Source organism: Variovorax sp. RCC_210, from assembly GCF_041355175.1.
Classification (GTDB): Bacteria; Pseudomonadota; Gammaproteobacteria; order Burkholderiales; family Burkholderiaceae_C; genus Variovorax.
Map to the genome: position 1 here is coordinate 539,296 of NZ_JBFUPJ010000002.1, position 21,912 is coordinate 561,207.

Here is a 21,912-nt window from a genome sequence, read left to right on the forward strand (position 1 = left end):
ACCGGCTTCGCCGGGCCGCAGGCATCGCCCCCGGCAGGGGGCTGGCAAAACGACACGACGTGCGTGCAGCCCGGGGGCGAGCCAAGTGAAGCTGTTCCAGCGCGCCCAGCGCTCCCTGTTCGGCGAGATCCTCGACTGGATGCTCACGCCGCTCTTGCTGCTGGTGCCGGTGAGCATCGGCGTGACCTGGCTGGTGGCGCAGGGCATTGCCAACGCGCCCTTCGACCGCGCGCTGGAGCACAACGTGAAGGCGCTGGCCGAGCTGGTCACGGTGAAGGAGGGGCACACGCAGTTCGTGCTGTCGCAGTCGGCGCGCGAGATCCTGCGGGCCGACGACGCCGGCCGCGTGTACTACCAGCTGCTCGACGGCCACGGCACGCTGCTGAGCGGCGAGCACGACATTCCGCAACCCAACCTCGACGAGCCGCTGCCGCCCAACCAGGTGTTCCTGCACAACAGCGACGTGCACGGCCAGCCGGTGCGCGTGGCCTCGATGTGGATCGCCAGCGGCACCGACGACGTGCCGCCCACGCTGCTGCAGCTGGCCGAGACGCGCGAGAAGCAGTCGGTGCTGGCGGCCGAGATCATCAAGGGCGTGCTGCTGCCGCAGTTCGCGATCCTGCCGCTGGCGGTACTGCTGATCTGGCTGGCGCTGGTGCGCGGCATCAAGCCGCTGTCGGTGGTGGAGGCGCGCATTCGCGAGCGGCGCCCGGGCGACCTGAGCCCGCTCGACGAATCGTCGGTGCCGCTGGAAGTGGTGCCGCTGGTGTCGTCGGTGAACGAGCTGCTCGACAAGCTCAACGACTCCATCGGCACGCAGAAGCGCTTCCTGGCCGACGCGGCGCACCAGCTGAAGACGCCGTTGGCGGGCCTGCGCATGCAGGCCGACCTGGCGCAGCGCGAGGGCGCCAATGCCGACGAGCTGAAGCAGTCGCTCAAGCAGATCGGCCGGGCCAGCAAGCGCGCCACGCACACCGTCAACCAGCTGCTGTCGCTGGCGCGCGCCGAAGGCAACAGCGCCAACGCGCACCACCAGCCCTGCGACCTGGCGCGGCTCACCATCGAGGTGGTGCGCGAGGCCGTGCCGCGCGCCATCGAAAAGCGCATCGACCTGGGCTACGACGGTGCCGAAGCCGGCGCGCCGGGCGTGGTGTTCGACGGCAACGCCACGCTGCTGAAGGAGCTGGTGCGCAACCTGGTCGACAACGCGATCAACTACACGCCCTCGACGCCCGAGCGGCCGGGCCTGATCACGGTGCGCGTGCTGGCCGACCCCTTCGGCCACGTGCAGCTGCTGCAGGTGGAAGACAACGGCCCCGGCATTGCCGAGACCGACCGCGAGCTGGTGTTCGAGCCGTTTTACCGCGTGCTCGGCAACGAGGCCGACGGCTCGGGGCTGGGGTTGCCGATCGTGCGGGAAATTGCGAACCAGCACCGCGCGCAGGTGAAGCTGGAGGATGCGCACCCGGGCAAGCACCCACCGGGGGCGTTGTTCACGGTGCGCTTCGAGGGCGAGGCGCCAACCTGATCGCGCGGGGTCAGGGCGCCGTCGAGGCGGGCTTGGCGTCCTTGCGCAGCTGCAGCCACTCGGGGTGGATCTGCCGCGCCATGCGTTGCGGCTCGCGCTCGCTGAGGCCCGCGGGCGCCAGGCCGAAGCCGGCCAGGTCGCCGCGCGCCCACAGGAAGTAGGCCGCGTTGGCCAGCAGCAGCACGACGAGCGACACGCGCAGCTTCATGGCGACTAGAAAGCCATGCCGCGAGGGCGCACGCTCACTTCGTCGCTGGAGATGAGCTGCAGGCCGGCGTCGGTGCGCACCTGCAGCTCGCCGCCCCAGGCCACGCCTTCGCACAGGCCGGCGGTGCCGTCGCTGAGCGCCACCTCGCGCCCGCGCAGCACGTCGCGCGCGGCAAAGCGTTCGGCGAACGGGCCGAAGCCGCGGGCTTCGAACTCGCGCACGGCGCGAACCAGCGGCTCGGCCAGCTCGGCCAGCACGTCGGGCGCATGGGCGTCCGGGCGCCATTGGCGCAGCCATGCCGGCGGCGTGCGCATGCCGTCGGCGTCGCGCGCGCCGATGTTCAGGCCGATGCCGATCACCAGGTAGCGCGCCGCGTCGGCACGCCCGGTGGAGGGCATCGCGGTCTCGATGAGGATGCCGGCCAGCTTGCTGTCGTTGACCCACACGTCGTTGGGCCACTTGAGGCCGACCTTGTGCGCGCCGGTGGGGTCGAGGCTCTCGGCCACGGCCACGCCCACGGCCAGCGACAGGCCCGACCAGTCGGCCGGCGCCAGCGGCAGGCCGAGCGAGAACACGAGCGAGGCGGAGGCTTCCTGCCGCGGCGCGCTTTGCCAGGGGCGCCCAAGGCGGCCGCGGCCCGCGGTCTGGCGCTCGGCCACCAGCAGCACCGGCTCGGCGCGGCCGGCGCGCGCGCGGCGCATGAGCTCGGTGTTGGTGGAATCGATTTCGGCCACGGCCTCGACCGTGAAGCCGGGCAGCAGCGGAGCGACGGATGCGGCGATCCGGTCTTCGAACCAGGCGGCCGAGGTGCTGCTCATGGTGTCAGTCCTCGGCGGACTTGTCCTTCCTGGCGGACTTCTTTTCCGCATTCTTCTCGGTCTTCTTTTCAGACTTCTTTTCGGCTTTTTTCTCAGCCTTTTCCTTCGCCTTCCTGGCTTCCTTCTTTTCAGCCTTTTTCCTTTCGGCCTTCTTTTCCTTCTTCTTTTTCTTCTTCTCTTCGTCCTCGTCGTCCTTGGGCGTCAGCAGCGTGCCGCGGCACTCTTCGGAGCCGCACCAGCAAGGAAACTCGGACAGCAGCTTCGGCGTATACGGCTCGTCGATGATCAGGCCGTAGTCGTAGTTGAGCTCTTCTCCTGCAGCGATATTGCGCAGCGCCTTGATATAAACGCGCCCATCGACTTCGTCGGCTTCGCAATTCGGTTCGCACGAGTGGTTGATCCAGCGTGCGTCGTTGCCCTTGACGTTGCCGTCGATCACACGACCGTCATCGATGTGAAAGTAGAAGGTGTGGTTGGGCTGGGCCGGGTCGTGCGGATGGCGGCGCAGCGCCTCCTTCCAGTTGATGACCTCGCCCTTGTATTCGATCAGCGTTTCGCCTTCGGCGAGGTCCTGCACGGCGAAGACACCGTTGCCGTGGACATCGGAGCGTCGCATCTGAATGCGGCGGCCGCCGGAAATGGGGGTTTTGGAAGGCATCGCCGAAGTCTGTTAGTTTGAATGTGCACACATGCGCGTGTACGCGTGCGCACGCGGGAAGCCGCACAGTATAGAGAGCCCTTAGATGACAAAGACGTTGGTAATCGCAGAAAAGCCGTCGGTGGCACAGGACATCGTCCGTGCCCTCACGCCGGTGGCCGGCAAATTCGACAAACATGACGAGCATTTCGAGAACGACAGCTATGTCGTGACCAGCGCCGTCGGTCACCTGGTCGAAATCCAGGCGCCCGAGGAGTTCGACGTCAAGCGGGGCAAGTGGAGCTTTGCCAACCTCCCCGTGATCCCGCCGCACTTCGACCTGAAGCCGGTCGACAAGACCAAGACGCGCCTGAACGCGGTGGTCAAGCAGGCCAAGCGCAAGGACGTGACCCAGCTCATCAACGCCTGCGACGCGGGCCGCGAGGGCGAGCTGATCTTTCGGCTGATCGAGCAGTACGCCGGCGGCAAGACCGGGCTGAACAAGCCGGTCAAGCGGCTGTGGCTGCAGTCGATGACGCCGCAGGCCATTCGCGACGGCTTCGACGCGCTGCGCACCGAGAAGCAGATGCAGGGCCTGGCCGACGCCGCGCGCTCGCGCTCCGAGGCCGACTGGCTGGTGGGCATCAACGGCACGCGCGCCATGACGGCTTTCAATTCGCGCGACGGCGGCTTCTTCCTCACGACCGTGGGCCGCGTGCAGACGCCCACGCTGTCGGTGGTGGTGGAGCGCGAGGAGCAGATCCGCAAGTTCGTCTCGCGCAACTACTGGGAAGTGCACGGCAGCTTCGCGGCCGAGGCCGGCGAGTACCCGGGCAAGTGGTTCAACCCCGACTGGAAGAAGGCCAACGCCCCGCTGCAGGCCAACGGCGAGCCCGACCCCGAGCAGCGCGCCGACCGCGTGTGGAACGAACAGGACGCGCTGGCCATCGCCAACGCCGCGCGCGGCAAGCCCGCCACGGTCACCGAAGAAAGCAAGCCCACCACGCAGGCCTCGCCCGCGCTGTTCGACCTGACCTCGCTGCAGCGCGAGGCCAACGGCCGCTTCGGCTTCAGCGCCAAGACCACGCTGGCGCTGGCGCAGAGCCTGTACGAACGCCACAAGGCGCTGACCTACCCGCGTACCGATTCGCGCGCGCTGCCCGAAGACTACCTGCCGGTGGTCAAGCAGACCATGGACATGCTCGCCCACAGCGGCATGAAGCACCTGGCGCCGTTCGCCCAGCAGGCGGTCGACGGCAACTACGTGAAGCCCAACAAGCGCATCTTCGACAACGCCAAGGTGTCGGATCACTTCGCCATCATCCCGACGCTGCAGGCGCCCAGCGGCCTGAGCGACGCCGAGCAGAAGCTGTACGACTTCGTGGTGCGCCGCTTTCTGTCGGTGTTCTTCCCGAGCGCCGAGCACCAGGTGACCACGCGCATCAGCACGGTGGAGCAGGGCGGCAAGAAGTACCCGTTCCGCACCGACGGCAAGGTGCTGGTGAAGCCGGGCTGGCTCGCCATCTACGGCAAGGAAGCGCAGGACGACGAGAAGGAAGACGACAAGGACGGCAAGCGCCTCGTGCCGGTGAAGCCGGGCGAGATCGTGAACACCGAGTCGGCCGACATCAAGGGCCTGAAGACGCGCCCGCCTGCGCGCTATTCGGAAGCCACGCTGCTCGGCGCCATGGAAGGCGCGGGCAAGACCATCGACGACGACGAGCTGCGCGAGGCCATGCAGGAGAAGGGCCTGGGCACGCCTGCCACGCGCGCGGCCACCATCGAAGGGCTGATCGCCGAGAAGTACATGCTGCGCGAAGGCCGCGAGCTCATTCCCACGGCCAAGGCGTTCCAGCTGATGACGCTGCTGCGCGGGCTGGGCGTGGAAGAACTCTCCAAGGCCGAGCTCACGGGCGAGTGGGAGTACAAGCTCGCGCAGATGGAGAAGGGCGCGCTCAGCCGCGACGCCTTCATGCGCGAGATCGCCGCCATGACGGAGCACATCGTCAAGAAGGCCAAGGAGTACGACCGCGACACCGTGCCGGGCGACTACGCCACGCTCGCGACGCCATGCCCCAATTGCGGCGGCGTCGTGAAGGAAAACTACCGCCGCTACGGCTGCGTGGGCAAGAGCGGCACCGGTGAGGACGCCTGCGGCTTCTCGTTCGGCAAGTCGCCAGCCGGGCGCACCTTCGAGGTGGCCGAGGCCGAGGCACTGCTGGCCAACAAGCACATCGGCCCGCTGGAAGGCTTCCGCTCCAAGGCGGGCTGGCCCTTTACCGCCGAGATCATCCTCAAGTACGACGAGGAAGAATCGAAGAACTGGAAGCTGGAGTTCGACTTCGGCGACGACAAGAACGCCGACACCGGCGAGATCGTCGACTTCAGCGAGCAGGACACCGTGGGCCCGTGCCCGGTGTGCGGCGCGCCGGTGTTCGAGCACGGCAGCAACTACGTCTGCGAGAAGTCGGTGCCCACCAATGCACAGCCCACGCCGAGCTGCACCTTCAAGACCGGCAAGATCATCCTGCAGCAGCCGGTGGAACGCGCGCAGATGGAAAAGCTGCTCGCCACCGGCAAGACCGACCTGCTCGACAAGTTCGTGAGCATGCGCACGCGCCGCGCCTTCAAGGCCTTCCTGACGTGGAACGCCGAAGAGGGCAAGGTGACCTTCGAGTTCGCGCCGCGCGAAGGCGGCAGCAAGTTCCCGCCGCGCAAGACCTTCGGCAAGCCGGCGGCCAAGACGGCCGCCGCGAAGAAGGTGGCGGCGAAGAAGACACCGGCCGCCAAGAAGGCGCCCGCCGCGAAGAAGGCCGCCGCGCCGCGCAAGCCCGGCGCGGGCCTGAAGCCCAGCGACTCGCTGGCCGCGGTGATCGGCGCCGAACCGGTGGCGCGCACCGAGGTCATCAAGAAGCTGTGGGACTACATCAAGGCCAACGGCCTGCAGGACGCGACCAACAAGCGCGCCATCAATGCCGACGCCAAGCTGAAGCCCGTGTTCGGCAAGGACCAGGTGACGATGTTCGAACTGGCGGGCATCGTGGGCAAGCACCTGTCGGCGCTTTAAGTATGCGGCGCAGGCAGTTCAACGCAGTGGCGGCCGTGGCACTGGCGGCACTGGTGGGCACCGGCGCGGCGCAGGCCGCCGCCTGGCCCGACAAGCCGGTGAAGCTGGTGGTGCCGTTCCCGCCGGGGCAGGCCACCGACATCTTTGCCCGCGCGGTGGCCGAGCAGCTCGGCAAGCGCCTGGGCCAGCCGGTGATCATCGACAACAAGGCCGGCGCAGGCAGCAACATCGGCACCGAGTTCGTGGTGCGCTCGGCGCCCGACGGCTACACGCTGGTGGTGGCCGGCAGCGCGATGGCGGTCAACCAGACGCTCTACGCCAAGCCGGGCTTCGACCCGCGCAAGGACCTCGTGGGCATCTCGCTGATCGCCAAGGTGCCGCTGGTGTTCCTGGCCACGCCCGAGAGCGGCATCCGCACGCTGGCCGACCTCACCGCGCGCGCCAAGGCCGAGCCCGGCCGCCTCAGCTACGCCAGCGCCGGCATCGGCGGCACGCAGCACCTGTCGGGCGAGATGTACAAGGCGGCGGCGCACGTGTTCATCACCCACATTCCGTACCGCGGCAGCGGCCCGGCGCAGTCGGACTTCCTGGGCAACCAGGTGCCGCTGATGATCGACTCCGTGACGGCCGCGCTGCCGCACATCAAGTCGGGCAAGGCGGTGGCGCTGGCCGTGACGTCGGCCACGCGCTCGTCGCAGCTGCCCGAGGTGCCCACGGTGCGCGAAAGCGGCGTGGCCGGCACGAAGAACTTCGAGGCCGTGGGCTGGCTCGGCCTGATGGCGCCGCGCGGCACGCCGGCGGACATCGTCGAGCGCCTGAACCACGAGGTGACCGACATCCTGAAGAGCGAGCAGATGGCGCGCTTCATTCGCGAGCGCGGCTCCGAGCCCGCGCCCACGACGCCGGCCGAATTCGACCGCCTCGTGGCGAGCGAAATCGGCGTGTGGGGCGCGGCGGTGAAGGCCTCGGGCGCCAAGCCCGAGTAGCGAGCCGCCGGAAAGTACAAAAGGGCCGGGCTCAGGCCGGCGCGACAGTGAGCGCGTCCGCCCCCCGGTCGACCTCCGCGAGCAGCCAGCTGCGGAAGTGGTCGAGCGTGGCCAGCTGGCCGCGCCCTTCGGGGTAGCAGAACCAGTAGCCCCGGTCGCCGCGGTAGCCGCCGCCGGGCAGCGGCTCGTCCACCAGCCCCGAGGCAATTTCGTCCTGCACCAGGCAGCGCGGCACCAGCGCCACGCCCATGCCCACCATCACCGCGCGGATCATGGTCTGGAACTGGTCGAACTGCGGGCCCGCCAGCGGGTCGAGCCCGCGCACGCCGTGCGCCTCGCTCCACTGCAACCACGACTGCGGCACCGTCACGTGGCGCAGCAGCGTGCAGCGCGCCACGTCCTGCGGCGAGCGGATGACCACCTCGGCCTGCGCCGCGCGCGGCGCGATCAGCGCCACGTCCTGCCCCGCGAGGTAGTGCGAGCGGGCGCCGGGCCAGTGGCCGTCACCGAAAAGAATGGCGCAGTCCAGCTCGGGCCGCTCGAAGTCGTAGCCGTGCACGAAGGGCACGAAATGCAGCGTGATCTGCGGGTGCAGCCGCTGGAAGTCGGGCAGCCGCGGAATCAGCCACTTGGCGCCGAAGGTGGGCAGTGTCGACAGGTGCAGCGCGCCGCCGCCGTCGCCGCTGGTAATGAGCTCCAGCGTGGCCGCCTCGAGCTGCGCGAGCAGGGCGCGCACCGCCTTCTCGTAGCGCTCGCCGGCCGGCGTGAGCGCCAGGCGCTTGCGGCTGCGCTCGAACAGCGGCGCGCCGATCCAGCGCTCCAGCTCCTGCACCTGCTTGCTCACCGCGCCCTGCGTGAGGTGCAGCGCCTCGGCCGCGCGCGAGACGCCGCCGAAGCGCACCACGGTCGAAAAAGCACGCAGCAGGTTCAGGGGCGGATTGAGACGGCGCAACGACATGGCGAAAAGCCCATTAAAACATTCCAGATCAGAATGTTAGCTGGTCTATCCTTTGCTTTGAAGTGAGGCGGAAATCGCTCCTTCACTCTCAATGCACACTGGAATACACCTCATGCAACGTCGTCATTTCATCTCCACGCTGGCTGCCGCTTCTATCCTTCCAGGAATATCCTTTGCCCAAGGCAAACCCATTCGCCTGGTCGTTCCGTTCCCGCCCGGCGGCGCCACCGACATCACCGCGCGCGTGCTCGGCGAGCCCGTGGCCAAGATCCTGCAGCAGCCCGTGGTCATCGACAACCGCGCCGGTGCCGGCGGCTCCATCGGCATGGCCGAGCTGGCCCGCGCCACGCCGGACGGCCTGACCTTCGGCATTGCCACGCTGTCCACGCACGGCGTGAACCCGGCCGTGTACCAGAAGCTGCCGTACGACCCGATCAAGGGCTTCACCGCCGTGACCGAGATCGTCAAGGCGCCGGGCGTGATCGTCATCAACCCGTCGAAGCTGCCGGTGGCCAACTTCGCCGAACTGGTGAAGTACCTGAAGGCCAACCCGGGCAAGGTGTCTTACGCCACGCCGGGCAACGGCACCATCGGCCACATGTGGGGCGAGCTCTTCAAGAGCAGCACCGGAACCTCGATGGTGCACATCCCCTATCGCGGTGCGGGCCCGGCCATCAACGACGTGCTCGCGGGCGAAGTGCCGGTGTACTTCGACCAGGTGGCCTCGTCGCTGCCGCACGTGAAGTCGGGCAAGCTGAAGGCGCTGGCCGTGTCCTGGAGCGGCCGCCTCGACGTGCTGCCCGACGTGCCCACCTACGGCGAGCTGGGCTACCCGGCCAACAACGACCCGTCGTGGTTCGGCATGGTGGCGCCCGCCGGTACGCCCGCCGACCTGGTGCTGCGCATGCAGCAGGCCGTGGCCACCGCGCTGAAGGACGCCTCGGTGCGCGAGCGCCTGGCGCTGCAGGGCCTGTACGCCTCGGGCACCACGCCGGCGCAGTTCACCAAGCAGATCGCCAGCGAGATCGACAAGATGAAGAAGGTCGCCGAATTCGCCCGCGTCCGATTGGATTGACCCGCGCCTGCCTATGCATCCAGTCCTGAAAATCATCCAAAGCCGCGCCCAGGTCACCACCGTGGCCGGGCACACACCGCTGGTGCTCGACTCCCCGCACAGCGGCACCGTGTACCCCGACGACTTCGGCACCGTGCGCGAGCTGGCCACGCTGCGCCGCGCCGAAGACACGCACGTGGAAAAGCTCTACGCCTTCGCGCCCGCGCTGGGGGTGGCCTGGGTGGAGGCGCACTTTCCGCGCAGCTACCTGGACGCCAACCGCGACACCACCGAAATCGACACCACCATGCTCGACGGCGCGTGGACCGACCCGGTCTCCACCGACCCGCGCGTGCTCTCGAAGGTGCGCCTGGGCAAGGGGCTGATCTGGAAGCTGACCGACGAGGGCCTGCCCATCTACGACCGGCAGCTGCCGGTCGACGAGGTGCGCCAGCGCATCGACAGCTGCTGGCGGCCGTACCACGCGGCCGTGACGCAGGCGGTGGACGAGGCGCATGCGCGCCACGGCTACGCCATCCACATCAACTGCCACTCGATGCCGGCCATCGCGGCCAGCCATGCCACCGACTTTCCGGGGCTGGCGCATGCCGACTTCGTCATCGGCGACCGCGACGGCAGCACGGCCGACCCGGCGCTGTCGCGCAAGCTGTGCGAGCACCTGCGCGGCCTGGGCTACAGCGTGGACTACAACCACCCCTACAAGGGCGTGGAGCTGGTGCGCCGCAACGGCGACCCGGCCGGCAACCGGCACAGCATCCAGGTGGAGATCAACCGCAAGCTCTACATGGACGAGGCCACGCTGGCGCTCGACGAAACCGGCGCGGCACGGCTGCAGGCGCACCTGCGCTCGATGGTCGAGATGCTGCTGGCGACGGACCCGCGCTGAGCCGTGCGGCCCCGGTGATCAGGGCGTGATCAGGGCGTGATCAGGGCATGATCAAGGCCCGATCACGGCGTGATCACGCCGTGAAGTCGGTCGACACCGACAGCGCCTCCCACGCCTTGATCTCCTCCTGCAGCGCGCCCAGCTTCTCGCGCACCACCTTCACCGCGTCGGGGCCGAGCAGCAGGTGCGCGGGCGGGTTCGCCGCTTCGGTGAGCTGGAGCATGGCGCGCGCGGCCTTCGCCGGGTCGCCCGCCTGCTTGCCGCTGCGCGCCAGGCGCGCCTCGCGCACCGGGCCCATCACCGGCGCGTAGTCGTCGATGGTCTGCGGCGCGCGCACCATCGAGCGGCCCGCCCAGTCGGTGCGAAAGCCGCCGGGCTCCACCGCCGTCACGTGGATGCCGAAGCTCGCCACCTCCTTGCCCAGCGTTTCCGAGATGCCTTCGAGCGCGAACTTGCTGCCGTGGTAGTAGCCCAGCCCCGGAAAGGTCACGATGCCGCCCATCGAGGTGATGTTCAGGATGTGGCCGTGCCGGCGCGCGCGCATGAAGGGCAGCACCGCCTTGGCCATGGCCACCGCGCCGAACACGTTCACCTCGAACTGCTGGCGCAGGTCGTCGAGCGACGATTCCTCCACCGTGCCCTCGTGGCCGTAGCCGGCGTTGTTGACCAGCACGTCGATGGGGCCGACCGTGGCCTCGACCTCGGCCACCACGCGCAGCACCTCGGCGCCGTGCGTCACGTCGAGCAGGCGGCCGAAGGAGCGGCCGGGGTGCAGCGCGTCAAACGCGGCGCGGGCGGCCTCGTTGCGCAGCGTGCCGACCACGCGGTGGCCGGCGGCCAGCGCTTCCTGCGCCAGCGCGCGGCCGAAGCCGCTGCTGACGCCGGTGATGAACCAGGTGCGCAAAGATGAGGAAGAAGCAGCGGAAGCAGTCACTGGAAATGTCCTTGGCGGGGAGGTGGAAGAACCGATGGCCAGACTGTGCGCGCGCCGCATCGCTTTGATAATCCGCCCAATCAGCCAAGGACCTTGAAGGTTTTCTTCAAGACCGCGCCGGCTTCACTTCACGCCAATCACCTCATACCGCGTCATGCGCCAGGACCAGCTCGACGGCCTCGCCACCTTCGTGGCCGTGGCCGAATCACGCGGCTTTTCGGCCGCGGCGGTGCGCTTGGGCGTCTCGCCCTCGGCCGTGAGCCAGGCCGTGCGGCTGCTCGAAAAGCGCGTGGGCGTGCCGCTGTTCAACCGCACCACGCGCAGCGTGAACCTTACCGAAGCCGGCGCTCGCTTTCTGGAACGCATCGGCCCGGCGGTGCAGGAGCTGGCTTCGGCTTCGGAAGAATTGAGAGACAGCGCCGAGCGCCCCTCGGGCCTGCTGCGGCTCACGGTGTCGCGCGGGGCCTACCTGTGGGTGCTGCAGCCGGTGCTCGGCGCCTTCCTGCGCGCGTACCCGCAGATCGATCTGGAGGTGTCCATCGACAACACGCTGGTCGACATCGTGGGCCGGGGCTTCGACGCGGGCATCCGCTTCGGCGGCATGGTCGAGCGCGACATGGTGGGCCTGTGGGTCGGCCCGCCGATGGCCAATTGCATCGTCGCCGCGCCGCGCTACCTGGCCGAGCGCGGCACGCCGGTGCATCCGCGCGAGCTGCTGGCGCACGACTGCATCGGCTTTCGCTTCGCGAGCTCGGGCCAGCTCGAGCGCTGGGAGTTCGCGAAGAACGGCGAGGCCATGACGCTCGCGGTGAGCGGGCGCCTGGTGATGAACGACGTGGCCGTGATGCTCGACGCCGCGGTCGACGGCATCGGCATCGCCAACCTGATCGGCAGTTTCACCGAGCGCCACATCGCCGATGGCCGGCTGGTGCAATTGCTGGCCGACTGGACCACGCCGCTGCCCGACCTGACGCTGTACTACCCCGACCGCCGCCGCGTGCCGCCCAAGCTGCGCGCGCTCATCGACTGGCTGCGCGCAACAACCCCGCCGGCGTCGGGCGTGTTGTTACAGGACGGAAGCACGGCCGGCCTATAGTGGGCCGCTCGTTCCCCTCATCACTCAACCACCCTTGGAGTTTCCAGTGAAGCCATTCATCACCGCCGTGTTCGTGATCGCCATGGGCGCGCTGGTGTCGGGCTGCGCGGGCACCGGCGCCGCCGGCAGCGGCAACAGCGCATCGGGCACGACCGGCGGCAGCGGCGTGACCGTGTTCGGCACCATCGACGCCAGCGTCAGCGGCACGACGAACAAGTCGTCGCGCTGAGCGCGGCAACACGCTTCCTGTCCGTTCAGGCCATGCCGGCCGCGCTGGCCGTTCCCGGCATTCCCGCCGCTCCCACCAGGTAGCCGTGCAGCGCCCCGCGCAGCTGCCGTGACAGCGCCTGCAGGTCGGGCCGCCCGCCGGTGCCGATGTGGGTGTGCGCCACCAGGCCATAGATGATGGTCTGGCACACGCGGGCGACTTCCTTCTTCTGGCAATCGGGCGACAGGTCGGCGGCCGCGTCCAGCGCGCCCACCCATTCGACGACGAAGCGGTCGTACATCTTTCGGTAGGCCTCGGGGCTGGAGAGGTGCCGCTCCAGCAGGTAGTGCGCGCCCCAGGCCAGCGGCTGCTCGCGGTGGGCGTCCAGCTGCGCGTCGATCACCGCGTCGACGATCTCGCGCAGCGGCCGGCCCGCATGCGCGGCGACGGCGGCGCGCATGCCCATGAGCAGCGCCTTGGAACGCAGGTGCAGGCACACGCGGGCCAGGTCGTCCTTGTTCTCGAAGTATTCGTAGAAGCTGCCGAGCCCGGTGCCGGCCACGGCCGCGATCTCGCGGATGGTGACGCCCGCGTAGCCCTTCTCGACCCAAAGCCGAACAAAGGCCTCCTGCAGCGCCTGCGAGGTGTGGCGCGCGCGGGACTGGCGAGGTTTTCTCCTCGGGGCGGCGGCGGGGGTTCGCGTGCTTGTCATTCCGGCCGAACCCGAACACCCTGCAAGCGTGTTGTTCCTAGAATTTTTGGACCCATCGAACGGATTCTGCAATGGCCCTCCACGAAAGCACCTCGGACGAATCCCCCGCATCGCGCGCTTGCGTCTTTGTCGGCGGCGACGGCGCCTGGCTTCCCGGCGCGCTCTCGCGCGGCCCCTGGGACCCGCGCGCGCAGCACGGCGGCGCGCCCTGCGGGCTGCTCGCGCACATCGCCGAAAGCGCGGCGCCCGGCCCGGGCTGGCAGCTGGCGCGGCTCACGGTCGAGCTCGTCAAGCCGGTGCCGGTGGCGCCGCTGGTGTCGCGTTCGCAGGTGCAGTCTTCGCGCGCCACGGTGCGCGTGGGCATCGAGCTCCTGGCGGGCGACGTGGTGGTGGCGCGGGCGCACGCGCTGCTGCTCGCCAGGCAGCCGCTGGCGCTGCCCGCCGACCTGCCGCACGCGACCGCGCAAGCGCCGATGCGGCCGCCCGAAGACTGCACAGACCGCGTGCGCATTCCGGGCCTGCCCGAGGGCGTGTCCTTCTACAGCAGCGCGGTCGAATCGCGCGTGGCCGAGGGCGACTCGGCCCGACCGGGCCCGTGCGGCGCGTGGTTCCGGCTCGGCGTGCCGCTGGTGCAGGGCGTGCCCAATTCGCCGGCCATGCGCGCCGCCGCGGCGGCCGATTTCGGCAACGGCCTGAGCTGGGTGCTGCCGGCCGAGCGCTTCCTGTTCTCCAACGCGGACCTGAGCCTGAACCTGTTCCGCGCGCCCGAGGGCGAATGGATCGGCCTGCGCTCGACGACCGAGGTGCACGGCGACGGCGCGGGCCTTGCCGTGTCCCGGCTGTACGACACGCGCGGCCCGATCGGCATCGCGACCCAGACGCTGGTGCTGCGCGAGCGCGCGGCCTGAACCACACGGCACCTTCTTCCAACGAAACACCCCGGAGACACACCATGACCACCACCGGCATCCACCCCGACAACCAGGTCCCCGAACTGAAGGACTACAACGTCTACACCAGCGACCCCGCGCTGCGCGGCGCGGTGGCGCGCGGCGGCGCCGGCTGGCGCGACGACGAGCTGGTGCGCCAGGGCGCGGAATACGGTGCCGAGGCCACGCTGCGCGCCGCCGAGAACGCCAACCGCCACGAGCCCGAGCTGCACACGCACTCGCGCATCGGCGAGCGCATCGACCAGGTCGAGTTCCACCCCGCCTGGCACACGATGATGGCCATAGCGCGGCGCAACGGCATCGCCAACCTGCCGTTCTTCGACGAGCGGCCCTCGGCCTGGGTGGGCTACGGCGCGTCGCTGTACATGCACAGCCAGATCGAGTCGGGCTCCACCTGCCCGACCACCATGACCAAGGCCTGCATTCCGGTGATGCGGCGCAACGCGCCGCTGTACGCCGCGCTGAGCGGCAAGCTGGCCTCCAACGAGCACGATGCGCGCGACATTCCGCTGGAGCGCAAGACCTCGATGACGGTCGGCATGGGCATGACCGAGAAGCAGGGCGGCAGCGACGTGCGCAGCAACACCACGCGCGCGGTGCCCGCCGGCAGCGGCCCGTGGGGCGAAGAATTTCTCATCACCGGGCACAAGTGGTTCTTCTCGGCGCCGATGTGCGACGGCCACCTGGTGCTGGCCAAGACCGACGAGCACGGCTCATCGTGCTTCTTCGTGCCGCGCTGGCGGCCCGACGGCAGGAAGAACCCGATTCATATCCAGCGCCTGAAGGACAAGGTGGGCAACCGCTCCAACTCCAGCAGCGAGGTCGAGTTCAAGGAGGCCTGGGGCGTGCTGGTGGGCGACGAGGGCCGCGGCATTCCGACCATCATCGAGATGGCGACCGTCACCCGGCTCGACTGCGCGCTGGCCAGCGCCGGCTTCATGCGCCAGGGCTTCGCGCAGGCGCTGCACTACACGCGCAACCGCTACGCCTTCGGCAAGGCGCTGGTCGACCAGCCGGTGATGACCGAGCTGCTGGCCGACATGGCGCTGGAGTCGCAGGGCGCCACGCTGCTGGCGATGGGGCTGGCCTCGCGCTTCGGCTCCGCCGCGCCCATCGACACGGCCTGGCGGCGCCTGCTCACGCCCGCGGCCAAGTTCTGGAACTGCAAGCGCGCGGTGGCGCTCACCGGCGAGGCGATGGAGGTGTTCGGCGGCAACGGCTATGTGGAAGACGCGCCCATGGGCCGGCTGTTTCGCGAGGCGCCGGTCAACTCGATCTGGGAAGGCTCGGGCAACGTGATGTGCCTGGACGTGCTGCGCGCCGTGTCGCGCAACCCCGACGACGTGCACCTGGTGCTCGACCAGCTGCAGGGCGTCGCGGCCGGCGAGCCGCGCCTGCTGACCGAGCTGCAGGCGGTGCGCCAGATGGTGCAGCTGCCGCCGCAGGACCTGGAGCGCCAGGCGCGCCGCTTCACGCAGCGGCTGGTGCTGGCTGCGCAGGCCTGCCTGATGCTGGAGCACGCGAGCGCAGAGGCGTCGGCCGCCTTCGTCTCGAGCCGCTTCGACCCCGACTGGGGCGCGGTGACCGGCATCAGCGCCGGCACCAGCGACCCCGGCGCGCTGCTGCGCGCCGCGTGGCACTGAAAAACGAAAAAGCGGAAAAACGAAAAAGTGAAAGCGCGGCTCAGCGCCGCAGCAACGCGCGGCGCAGCATGCGTGCCGCGCGGTCGCGGATCTTGCCGGTGTTGGAGCGCAGCGACGAGCGCGGCGCCACCTTGGCCGTGGCGCAGGCCCACAGGAAGTCGTGGAGGATGGGCGTGTCGTCCACCGTCTCGGTGCTGCCGTACTTGTGGAACTCGGGGTGCCACTGCGTGGCGGCGATGTAGCTGCGGCCCCGGTCGCCGCGGCGGCGAATGGCCTCGGGCACGCGGTCGGGCAGGCTCCAGGCCTCGATGTCGAAGCCGGGCGCGATGTCCTTCACGCCCTGGTGGTGGATGCTGTTGACGCGCGCGTTGCGCACGTCGGGGTACAGCTTCGACAAGCGCGTGCCGTCGACGATCTCGATCTGGTGAAAGTTCTGGTCGTAGGTCACGGGGTCGCGGTGGCGCAGGCCGCCCGCGTGCTGCGCCTCGATGTCCTGGTACAGCGTGCCGCCGAAGGCCACGTTGATGAGCTGCAGCCCGCGGCACACGCCGAAGATGGGCTTGCCCGCCTGCTCGAAGGCCTCGACCAGCGCCAGGTCGTACAGGTCGCGGATCTGGTCGCCGATCCATGCGTCTTTCAACGGCACTTCGCCGTAGCTGCCGGGCCATACGTCGGCGCCGCCGTGCATGACCACGCCGTCGAGCCACTCGGCGTAGTGCGACAGCTTGGTGTCGCCGCGCGCGGTTTCGCCGGTGGGGCAGGGCACCATCACCACCATGGCACCCGCGGACATGAGCCAGTGCGCGATCGATTGCTCGACGTACTGCAGCGTCTTGTTGGTGAACAGCGAGCGGGCCGGGTCGGCGTGCGAGAAGCAGGCGGACAGGCCGATCTTGAGCCGGGCGGAAACGGGTTGTGTCATCGCGGGACTGTCGACGGTGTGAGCCGGACGAGAGGGGCCGAGGCCCAAAGAACGAAGAGGAAAATCCATTGTGGCTCCTTGACTTCTCGCTCGGGGTCGGACGACACGCCAAGTATGCTTTCAACGCCGTCAAAACCAAGAAGGAAGACAAGCCGATGAAAACGATCAAGGGCCCGGCCATTTTTCTGGCCCAGTTCGCCGGAGACAGCGCCCCTTTCAACACGCTCGACGGCATCGCCGGATGGGCCGCGGGGCTGGGCTACAAGGGCGTGCAGATTCCCAGCTGGGACGCGCGCCTGTTCGACCTGAAGAAGGCCGCCGAAAGCAAGACCTACTGCGACGAAGTGACGGGCACGCTGGCCGCGCACGGCCTGCAGATCACCGAGCTGTCGACCCACCTGCAAGGCCAGCTGGTGGCCGTGCACCCGGCCTACGACGCGGGCTTCGACGGCTTCGCGGCACCCGAGGTGCGCGGCGACCCGGTGCGGCGCCAGCAGTGGGCGGTGCAGCAGCTTCACTTCGCGGCGAAGGCGTCGGCGAACCTGGGGCTCACGGCGCACGCGACCTTCTCGGGCGCGCTGGCCTGGCCCTACCTGTACTCGTGGCCGCCGCGCCCGCCGGGGCTCATCGAGGAGGCCTTCGACGAACTGGCGCGCCGCTGGCGCCCGATCCTCGATGCCTTCGACGCGACGGGCGTGGACGTGGGCTACGAGATTCACCCCGGCGAAGACCTGCACGATGGCGTGAGCTACGAGATGTTCCTGGAGCGCGTCGGCAACCACCCGCGCGCCTGCCTGCTGTACGACCCGAGCCACTTCCTGCTGCAGCAGCTCGACTATTTGGCGTACATCGACCACTACCACGAGCGCATCAAGATCTTTCATGTGAAAGACGCCGAGTTCAACCCGACCGGCAAGCAGGGCGTATACGGCGGCTTCCAGAGCTGGATCAACCGGGCCGGGCGCTTCCGTTCGCTGGGCGACGGGCAGGTCGACTTCAAGGGCATCTTCTCGAAGATGGCGCAGTACGACTTTCCGGGCTGGGCGGTGCTGGAGTGGGAGTGCTGCATCAAGCACCCCGAGGACGGTGCGCGCGAGGGTGCCGCCTTCATTGCCGAGCACATCATCCACGTGGCGGACCGCGCGTTCGACGACTTCGCGGCCGGCGGCGTGGACGTGGCGGCGAACCAGCGGATGCTCGGGCTGGGCTGAGCGCCCGCCTTCTTGCAGCGCGTTCCGCCCGTGCCCCTTCATCGGTGCATGGGACAGCCGTTGCGCTCGCTGCGGTAGTTGGACGACGCCGCGTACGCCACCTTGCGTGCACGCATCACATTGCCCAGCGGGCGGTGCGCGGCGAGCGCGTGCCAGGGGTTGAAGGCCATGCCGTCGTCGAACTCGCGCGCCAGCGCTTCGCTCCACACCTCTTGCGGGTCGGCCGTGATGCGTGCCACCGCAATGAAGGGGCTCAGCTCTTGCGACCACTCGACCGACGCGTCTTCGATGGGCATGCGCTCCAGGTCGACGCACAGCTGCGCACGCAGCTCCCACACGGCCGGCTGCTGGCGCATGAAGTCGGCGACCGCGTCGCGCGTGCCGTCGGGCTTGTCGGTGAGGTCGATGGGGGCGTCTTGCAGCGCCTGCAGCGCGGGCGACACGGGCACCAGTTGCAGCTTGGCGATGTAGTTGCCGTAGCGCAGCGGCACCTGCGTGAAGAAGGTGGCGCCCAGCGGATGCGTCTCTGCATGGCCACCCATGGCGATGAGCGTGCTGCTCTTGCCGCCCACGGCCTCCACGGCTTTCTCGACGCCCTGCAGCACGCTCGACAGCACGCGCTTGGCATTGGGCGCCTTGTCGGTGGTGCTGGCGAGCAGCTTCAGGCTGCGCAGGAAGCCCTTTGCATCGGGGGCGGAGAACACCGGGCCGTCGACGAACAGGAAGTCTTGCGAGCTGTGGCCCTCGGAGCCTTCGACGCGCGCGCCTTCCACGTCGAGCACCTTCACGGCCATGCCGCGCGGCAGCGAGACACGGTCGTCGAGCACCTCGGCCGGTGGCGTCGACAGGCGCATCACCACCGGGTAGCGCCGCGCCGCCGCGAACAGCCCCTGGGCCAGCGGCTCGGGCAGGCCGTCGAGCACGCGCAACTCGCCGCGCAGCAGGCCGTGGCTCTTGGCGTGCACCGCGCGCATGGCATGGCCGGTGTGGTCGGCCATGGTCTTCTCCATGTCGACGAGGGTGGCGACAAGGTCCGTGTGCGTCTGCGCCTCGTCGTCATGGAAGGTCTCCACGGCGGGGTCGTAGCGAACGGGGGCGGTGGAGAGCATCGTGGTGGTATTCATGGCGCGATTGAGCGCACCGGCCATCGGCGCGGCTGTAGGAGCGCATCGACAAAGCGTGCGCTCGAACGCCTGCGCACCAGCGCGCTCAGAGCAATGTCACGAGCCGGCGGACCGCGCCGTCGATCTGGCTCTCGCCGATGAGCCCGTAGCCGAATGCGAGGCCGTTGGGCACGTCGGGCGCGCGCGGGTCGAGCGCGAAGCGCGACAGCGGCGGCAGCGTGATGCCGGACGCGGCGGCGCGCTCGACCACCGTGTCGGCACGCACATCGCCGCGCAGCCACGCCGACAGGTGCAGTCCCGCGTCGGACGGAATCGCCTCGAGCCGGCCCTCGCCATGGCGCGCGAGCGCGTCGAGCAGGGCGCTGCGCCGCGCGCCGTACAGCTTGCGCATCTTGCGGATGTGGCGCGCGAGGTGCCCTTCGGCGATGAAGGCCGCCAGCGCCTCCTGGCCGAGCACGGGGCCGTGCCAGTCGGCCAGTTCGCGCGCACGCACCAGCGCCGCGCGGGCCCACGGCGGCGCGACCACGAAGCCCAGGCGCAGCGCGGGGAACAGGCTCTTCGAAAAGGTGCCGACGTAGAACACCGACTCGGCGCGGTCCAGCGTCTGCAGTGCGTCGAGCGGGCGGCCGGCGAAGCGGAATTCGCTGTCGTAGTCGTCCTCGATGACGACGGCGTTGCGCGCGCGTGCGAAGGCCAGCAGGGCGGCGCGGCGCTGCGGCGACATCGCCACGCCGGTGGGGAACTGGTGCGAAGGCGTGACGCACACCACGCGCGCCTCGGGCGGAATGCGGTCGACGCACAGGCCTTCGACATCGGTGGGCACCGTCACCACGCGCGCTCCCGCGGCCTGCATGGCCTCACGCAGCGACGGATAGAACAGCTGCTCCACCGCCACCACCGTGCGCCCCGGCACCACGAGGATGCGCGCCAGCAGCCCGAAGGCCTGCTGCGCGCCGGCGGTGACCACGATGTCGTCGGCCGTGCAGCCGACCGCGCGGGTGAACGACACGTGGTGGGCAATGGCCTCCCGCAAGGCGCCTTGCCCCTGCGGGTCGGCGTAGGTGGCGGTCTGGCGGGCGACGCGGCGCAAGGCGCGGTCGGAGAGGCGGCGCCAGATGTCGAAGGGAAAGGCGCTCACGTCGGGCAGGCCGACGCGGAAGTCGTCGCGCGCGGGCTGCGGCTGCAGGGTGGGGGCCAGGTCGGCGCCGGGTACGTCGAGTGGTACGAGGCGGGTGTCGCGCTGCGTGCGCCGGACGGTCGACGGCTTCGTGGCCTGGCCCAGGCGCGAGGCGGGCGACGTGTCGGCCACGTAGGTGCCGGCGCCGGGGCGCGCCAGCAGGTAGCCCTCGCTCAGCAGCAGGTCGTAGGCCGCGAGCATGGTGTTGCGCGACACGCCCAGGCGCAGCGCCAGCGCGCGCGTGGCGGGCAGCCGCGTGCCGGGCTGCAACCGGCCGTCGACGATGGCGCCGCGCAGCTGCCGGTGCAGTTCGCGCAGCAGGTCACGCGAGCCGGGGCGCGGCAGGCGCAGGTCGAGTTCGAAAAGTGGCTCCATGAACTTCGCGGATTGTGGTTCTTTTGAAGAGCCAATTGCAAATCTATCGTGCCGGCATCGATCACTTTCCAGTCGCTTCAGGAGTCATCCATGCACACCGATTTCGCTGCACCCCGCCCCGGCAACGCGGCCAGGCTGCCCGCCAGCCTGGGCTGGCTCGCGCTGGGCGCGTTCGCCATCGGCACCGAGAGCTTCATGGTCGCGGGGCTGCTGCCGGTGCTGGCGGCCGACCTGCAGATCGGCGCCGCGCGCGCCGGGCAGCTGGTGCTGCTGTTCGCGCTGAGCTACGCCATCGGCTCGCCGCTGATGGCCGCGGCGCTGGCGCGCTTCGGGCGGCGCGCCTTGCTGGTCGCGAGCCTCGCGCTCTTCTCGGGGCTGACGCTGGCCGCGTCGACGGCGCAGGGCTTCATGCAACTGGCGATGGCCCGCGTGGCGTTGGGGCTGGTGGCCGGCGTGTTCCTGCCGACCGCGAGCGCGGTGGCGGCCGCGATGGTGCCGCCGGCCTTGCGCGGGCGCGCCCTGGCCATCGTGAGCGGGGGTGGCACGGTGGCGGTGGCGCTCGGCGTGCCGCTGGGCGCGTGGATCGCGGGGTGGGGCGGCTGGCGCACGGCCTACCTGCTGATCGCGGCAGTGGCCGTGCTGGCCACCATCGGCCTGGCGCTGGGCCTGCCGCGCGCGCCGGTGCCGGCACCCGCCGCCGATGCCGGGCGCACGCCGGCGTTTGCCGTGGTGCGCGAACCCGGCGTGCTGCCGGCGCTCGCGGTGACGATGCTGTGGGCCACGGGCGGCTTCAGCTTCTACACGTACATCGCGCTGTTTCTCTCCAGCACGCTGGGCTTCGCGGCGCAGGGCGTGGGCGCGGTGTTCTTCGCCGTGGGCGTGGCGGCGGCCGTGGGCACGGCGGCGGGCGGCTGGGCCACCGACCGCTTCGGCGCGGACCGCGTGGCGCAGGGCTTCGCGCTGATGCTGGTGCTGGCGCTGGGCGGGCTCTCGTTCGCGGCGCAGTGGCTGCCGCGCGGGCTGGCGTTGCCGCTCGTCGTGGGGCTGTCGGCGCTCTGGGGTTTCGCGGGCTGGGGCTTCGGGCCGGCGCAGGCGGTGCGGCTCATTCGGCTGGCGCCGGAACGCGCGCCGATGACGCTGTCGCTCAACGCATCGGCGGTGTACCTGGGCATTGCGGCGGGCTCGGCGCTGGGCGGCGCGGCCATCGACCTGGTGGGGGTCGCCGCGGTGGGCTGGGTGGGGGCGGCCTGCCAGCTCGCGGGGCTGGTGATGCTGCTGCGGGCGGCGCGCAGGGCGCGTCTTGCACAGATCGCACGGATGGCCTGCACGTCGCCTTCATCGACGACTTCGCTATGTTTTTAATAGCAATTGATGCTGGATAAACGGCCCTTCGGGGC

The 21,912-nt window shown here is 69.7% G+C and carries 20 protein-coding genes; 11 read left to right on the top strand and 9 right to left on the bottom strand.

Going from position 1 to position 21,912, the window contains the following annotated elements; translation table 11 throughout:
* Window positions 1-85: 85 nt before the first annotated feature.
* On the top strand, window positions 86-1,528 hold the full coding sequence (locus AB6807_RS10560; RefSeq protein WP_116910442.1) for a sensor histidine kinase: 1,443 nt from the start codon (window positions 86-88) through the stop codon (window positions 1,526-1,528).
* 10 nt (window positions 1,529-1,538) lie between these two features.
* Here the strand turns inward: AB6807_RS10560 and AB6807_RS10565 are convergent, their stop codons facing one another.
* From AB6807_RS10565 to AB6807_RS10575, 3 genes are read right to left on the bottom strand one after another with little or no spacing between them, the layout of a single operon-like run.
* Window positions 1,539-1,736, bottom strand: coding sequence for a sporulation protein (locus AB6807_RS10565; protein ID WP_371084495.1), 198 nt, complete (start codon window positions 1,734-1,736; stop codon window positions 1,539-1,541).
* Window positions 1,737-1,741: 5 nt separating this feature from the next.
* Window positions 1,742-2,554 (bottom strand): biotin--[acetyl-CoA-carboxylase] ligase, encoded by an 813-nt coding sequence (locus tag AB6807_RS10570; protein ID WP_371084496.1) that lies wholly within the window; start codon window positions 2,552-2,554, stop codon window positions 1,742-1,744.
* A 4-nt stretch (window positions 2,555-2,558) separates the two neighbouring features.
* Window positions 2,559-3,212 (bottom strand): SET domain-containing protein, encoded by a 654-nt coding sequence (locus tag AB6807_RS10575; RefSeq protein WP_371084497.1) that lies wholly within the window; start codon window positions 3,210-3,212, stop codon window positions 2,559-2,561.
* An 85-nt stretch (window positions 3,213-3,297) separates the two neighbouring features.
* On the opposite strand from AB6807_RS10575, the gene AB6807_RS10580 reads away from it, so the two are divergent.
* Together AB6807_RS10580 and AB6807_RS10585 are read left to right on the top strand one after the other, a co-directional pair.
* Entirely contained in the window at window positions 3,298-6,258 is a 2,961-nt protein-coding gene (locus AB6807_RS10580; protein WP_371084498.1) for a DNA topoisomerase III, read from the top strand.
* 2 nt (window positions 6,259-6,260) lie between these two features.
* The gene (locus tag AB6807_RS10585) at window positions 6,261-7,244 is read left to right on the top strand and encodes a tripartite tricarboxylate transporter substrate binding protein (RefSeq protein WP_371084499.1); all 984 of its coding nucleotides are present in this window, start codon (window positions 6,261-6,263) and stop codon (window positions 7,242-7,244) included.
* 31 nt (window positions 7,245-7,275) lie between these two features.
* On the opposite strand, the gene AB6807_RS10590 is transcribed toward AB6807_RS10585, so the two are convergent.
* Window positions 7,276-8,202, bottom strand: coding sequence for a LysR substrate-binding domain-containing protein (locus tag AB6807_RS10590; RefSeq protein WP_116910448.1), 927 nt, complete (start codon window positions 8,200-8,202; stop codon window positions 7,276-7,278).
* 112 nt (window positions 8,203-8,314) lie between these two features.
* On the opposite strand from AB6807_RS10590, the gene AB6807_RS10595 reads away from it, so the two are divergent.
* Window positions 8,315-9,277 (top strand): tripartite tricarboxylate transporter substrate binding protein BugE, encoded by a 963-nt coding sequence (locus AB6807_RS10595; protein ID WP_116910449.1) that lies wholly within the window; start codon window positions 8,315-8,317, stop codon window positions 9,275-9,277.
* A gap of 13 nt (window positions 9,278-9,290) precedes the next feature.
* On the top strand, window positions 9,291-10,163 hold the full coding sequence (locus AB6807_RS10600; RefSeq protein ID WP_371084500.1) for an N-formylglutamate amidohydrolase: 873 nt from the start codon (window positions 9,291-9,293) through the stop codon (window positions 10,161-10,163).
* A 73-nt stretch (window positions 10,164-10,236) separates the two neighbouring features.
* On the opposite strand, the gene AB6807_RS10605 is transcribed toward AB6807_RS10600, so the two are convergent.
* Window positions 10,237-11,097 (bottom strand): oxidoreductase, encoded by an 861-nt coding sequence (locus AB6807_RS10605; RefSeq protein WP_371084501.1) that lies wholly within the window; start codon window positions 11,095-11,097, stop codon window positions 10,237-10,239.
* Window positions 11,098-11,251: 154 nt separating this feature from the next.
* Between AB6807_RS10605 and AB6807_RS10610 the strand changes: the two genes are divergently transcribed.
* Together AB6807_RS10610 and AB6807_RS10615 are read left to right on the top strand one after the other, a co-directional pair.
* Window positions 11,252-12,193, top strand: coding sequence for a LysR family transcriptional regulator (locus AB6807_RS10610; RefSeq protein WP_371084502.1), 942 nt, complete (start codon window positions 11,252-11,254; stop codon window positions 12,191-12,193).
* Between the two features lie 46 nt (window positions 12,194-12,239).
* Complete coding sequence (locus tag AB6807_RS10615) at window positions 12,240-12,422, top strand: hypothetical protein (RefSeq protein ID WP_116910453.1); 183 nt, start codon at window positions 12,240-12,242, stop codon at window positions 12,420-12,422.
* A gap of 25 nt (window positions 12,423-12,447) precedes the next feature.
* Here AB6807_RS10615 and AB6807_RS10620 read toward each other — a convergent pair whose 3' ends face one another.
* The gene (locus AB6807_RS10620; RefSeq protein ID WP_371084503.1) at window positions 12,448-13,113 is read right to left on the bottom strand and encodes a TetR/AcrR family transcriptional regulator; all 666 of its coding nucleotides are present in this window, start codon (window positions 13,111-13,113) and stop codon (window positions 12,448-12,450) included.
* A gap of 71 nt (window positions 13,114-13,184) precedes the next feature.
* Here AB6807_RS10620 and AB6807_RS10625 point away from each other — a divergent pair, with 71 nt between their 5' ends.
* Window positions 13,185-14,021: a thioesterase family protein gene (locus AB6807_RS10625; protein ID WP_371084504.1), complete on the top strand. Its 837-nt coding sequence runs from the start codon at window positions 13,185-13,187 to the stop codon at window positions 14,019-14,021.
* A 44-nt stretch (window positions 14,022-14,065) separates the two neighbouring features.
* Complete coding sequence (locus AB6807_RS10630; protein ID WP_371084505.1) at window positions 14,066-15,706, top strand: acyl-CoA dehydrogenase family protein; 1,641 nt, start codon at window positions 14,066-14,068, stop codon at window positions 15,704-15,706.
* A 40-nt stretch (window positions 15,707-15,746) separates the two neighbouring features.
* Here the strand turns inward: AB6807_RS10630 and AB6807_RS10635 are convergent, their stop codons facing one another.
* Window positions 15,747-16,628: a gamma-glutamyl-gamma-aminobutyrate hydrolase family protein gene (locus AB6807_RS10635; RefSeq protein ID WP_116910457.1), complete on the bottom strand. Its 882-nt coding sequence runs from the start codon at window positions 16,626-16,628 to the stop codon at window positions 15,747-15,749.
* Window positions 16,629-16,783: 155 nt separating this feature from the next.
* Between AB6807_RS10635 and AB6807_RS10640 the strand changes: the two genes are divergently transcribed.
* Window positions 16,784-17,839, top strand: a complete 1,056-nt coding sequence (locus AB6807_RS10640) for a sugar phosphate isomerase/epimerase family protein (protein ID WP_371084506.1) — start codon at window positions 16,784-16,786, stop codon at window positions 17,837-17,839.
* A gap of 38 nt (window positions 17,840-17,877) precedes the next feature.
* Here AB6807_RS10640 and AB6807_RS10645 read toward each other — a convergent pair whose 3' ends face one another.
* The gene (locus tag AB6807_RS10645; protein ID WP_371084507.1) at window positions 17,878-18,963 is read right to left on the bottom strand and encodes a catalase family protein; all 1,086 of its coding nucleotides are present in this window, start codon (window positions 18,961-18,963) and stop codon (window positions 17,878-17,880) included.
* 85 nt (window positions 18,964-19,048) lie between these two features.
* Entirely contained in the window at window positions 19,049-20,515 is a 1,467-nt protein-coding gene (locus AB6807_RS10650) for a PLP-dependent aminotransferase family protein (RefSeq protein ID WP_371084508.1), read from the bottom strand.
* Window positions 20,516-20,605: 90 nt separating this feature from the next.
* Here AB6807_RS10650 and AB6807_RS10655 point away from each other — a divergent pair, with 90 nt between their 5' ends.
* Window positions 20,606-21,877, top strand: a complete 1,272-nt coding sequence (locus AB6807_RS10655; protein WP_371084509.1) for an MFS transporter — start codon at window positions 20,606-20,608, stop codon at window positions 21,875-21,877.
* Window positions 21,878-21,912 lie beyond the last annotated feature (35 nt).

Excerpts from the sequence above, each read along its gene's own strand:
- AB6807_RS10565 (WP_371084495.1), bottom strand. The coding sequence starts at position 1,736 with ATGAAGCTGCGCGTGTCGCTCGTCGTGCTGCTGCTGGCCAACGCGGCC.
- AB6807_RS10570 (WP_371084496.1), bottom strand. The coding sequence starts at position 2,554 with ATGAGCAGCACCTCGGCCGCCTGGTTCGAAGACCGGATCGCCGCATCC.
- AB6807_RS10575 (WP_371084497.1), bottom strand. The coding sequence starts at position 3,212 with ATGCCTTCCAAAACCCCCATTTCCGGCGGCCGCCGCATTCAGATGCGA.
- AB6807_RS10580 (WP_371084498.1), top strand. The coding sequence starts at position 3,298 with ATGACAAAGACGTTGGTAATCGCAGAAAAGCCGTCGGTGGCACAGGAC.
- AB6807_RS10585 (WP_371084499.1), top strand. The coding sequence starts at position 6,261 with ATGCGGCGCAGGCAGTTCAACGCAGTGGCGGCCGTGGCACTGGCGGCA.
- AB6807_RS10590 (WP_116910448.1), bottom strand. The coding sequence starts at position 8,202 with ATGTCGTTGCGCCGTCTCAATCCGCCCCTGAACCTGCTGCGTGCTTTT.
- AB6807_RS10595 (WP_116910449.1), top strand. The coding sequence starts at position 8,315 with ATGCAACGTCGTCATTTCATCTCCACGCTGGCTGCCGCTTCTATCCTT.
- AB6807_RS10600 (WP_371084500.1), top strand. The coding sequence starts at position 9,291 with ATGCATCCAGTCCTGAAAATCATCCAAAGCCGCGCCCAGGTCACCACC.
- AB6807_RS10610 (WP_371084502.1), top strand. The coding sequence starts at position 11,252 with ATGCGCCAGGACCAGCTCGACGGCCTCGCCACCTTCGTGGCCGTGGCC.
- AB6807_RS10620 (WP_371084503.1), bottom strand. The coding sequence starts at position 13,113 with ATGACAAGCACGCGAACCCCCGCCGCCGCCCCGAGGAGAAAACCTCGC.
- AB6807_RS10625 (WP_371084504.1), top strand. The coding sequence starts at position 13,185 with ATGGCCCTCCACGAAAGCACCTCGGACGAATCCCCCGCATCGCGCGCT.
- AB6807_RS10630 (WP_371084505.1), top strand. The coding sequence starts at position 14,066 with ATGACCACCACCGGCATCCACCCCGACAACCAGGTCCCCGAACTGAAG.
- AB6807_RS10635 (WP_116910457.1), bottom strand. The coding sequence starts at position 16,628 with ATGACACAACCCGTTTCCGCCCGGCTCAAGATCGGCCTGTCCGCCTGC.
- AB6807_RS10640 (WP_371084506.1), top strand. The coding sequence starts at position 16,784 with ATGAAAACGATCAAGGGCCCGGCCATTTTTCTGGCCCAGTTCGCCGGA.
- AB6807_RS10645 (WP_371084507.1), bottom strand. The coding sequence starts at position 18,963 with ATGAATACCACCACGATGCTCTCCACCGCCCCCGTTCGCTACGACCCC.
- AB6807_RS10650 (WP_371084508.1), bottom strand. The coding sequence starts at position 20,515 with ATGGAGCCACTTTTCGAACTCGACCTGCGCCTGCCGCGCCCCGGCTCG.
- AB6807_RS10655 (WP_371084509.1), top strand. The coding sequence starts at position 20,606 with ATGCACACCGATTTCGCTGCACCCCGCCCCGGCAACGCGGCCAGGCTG.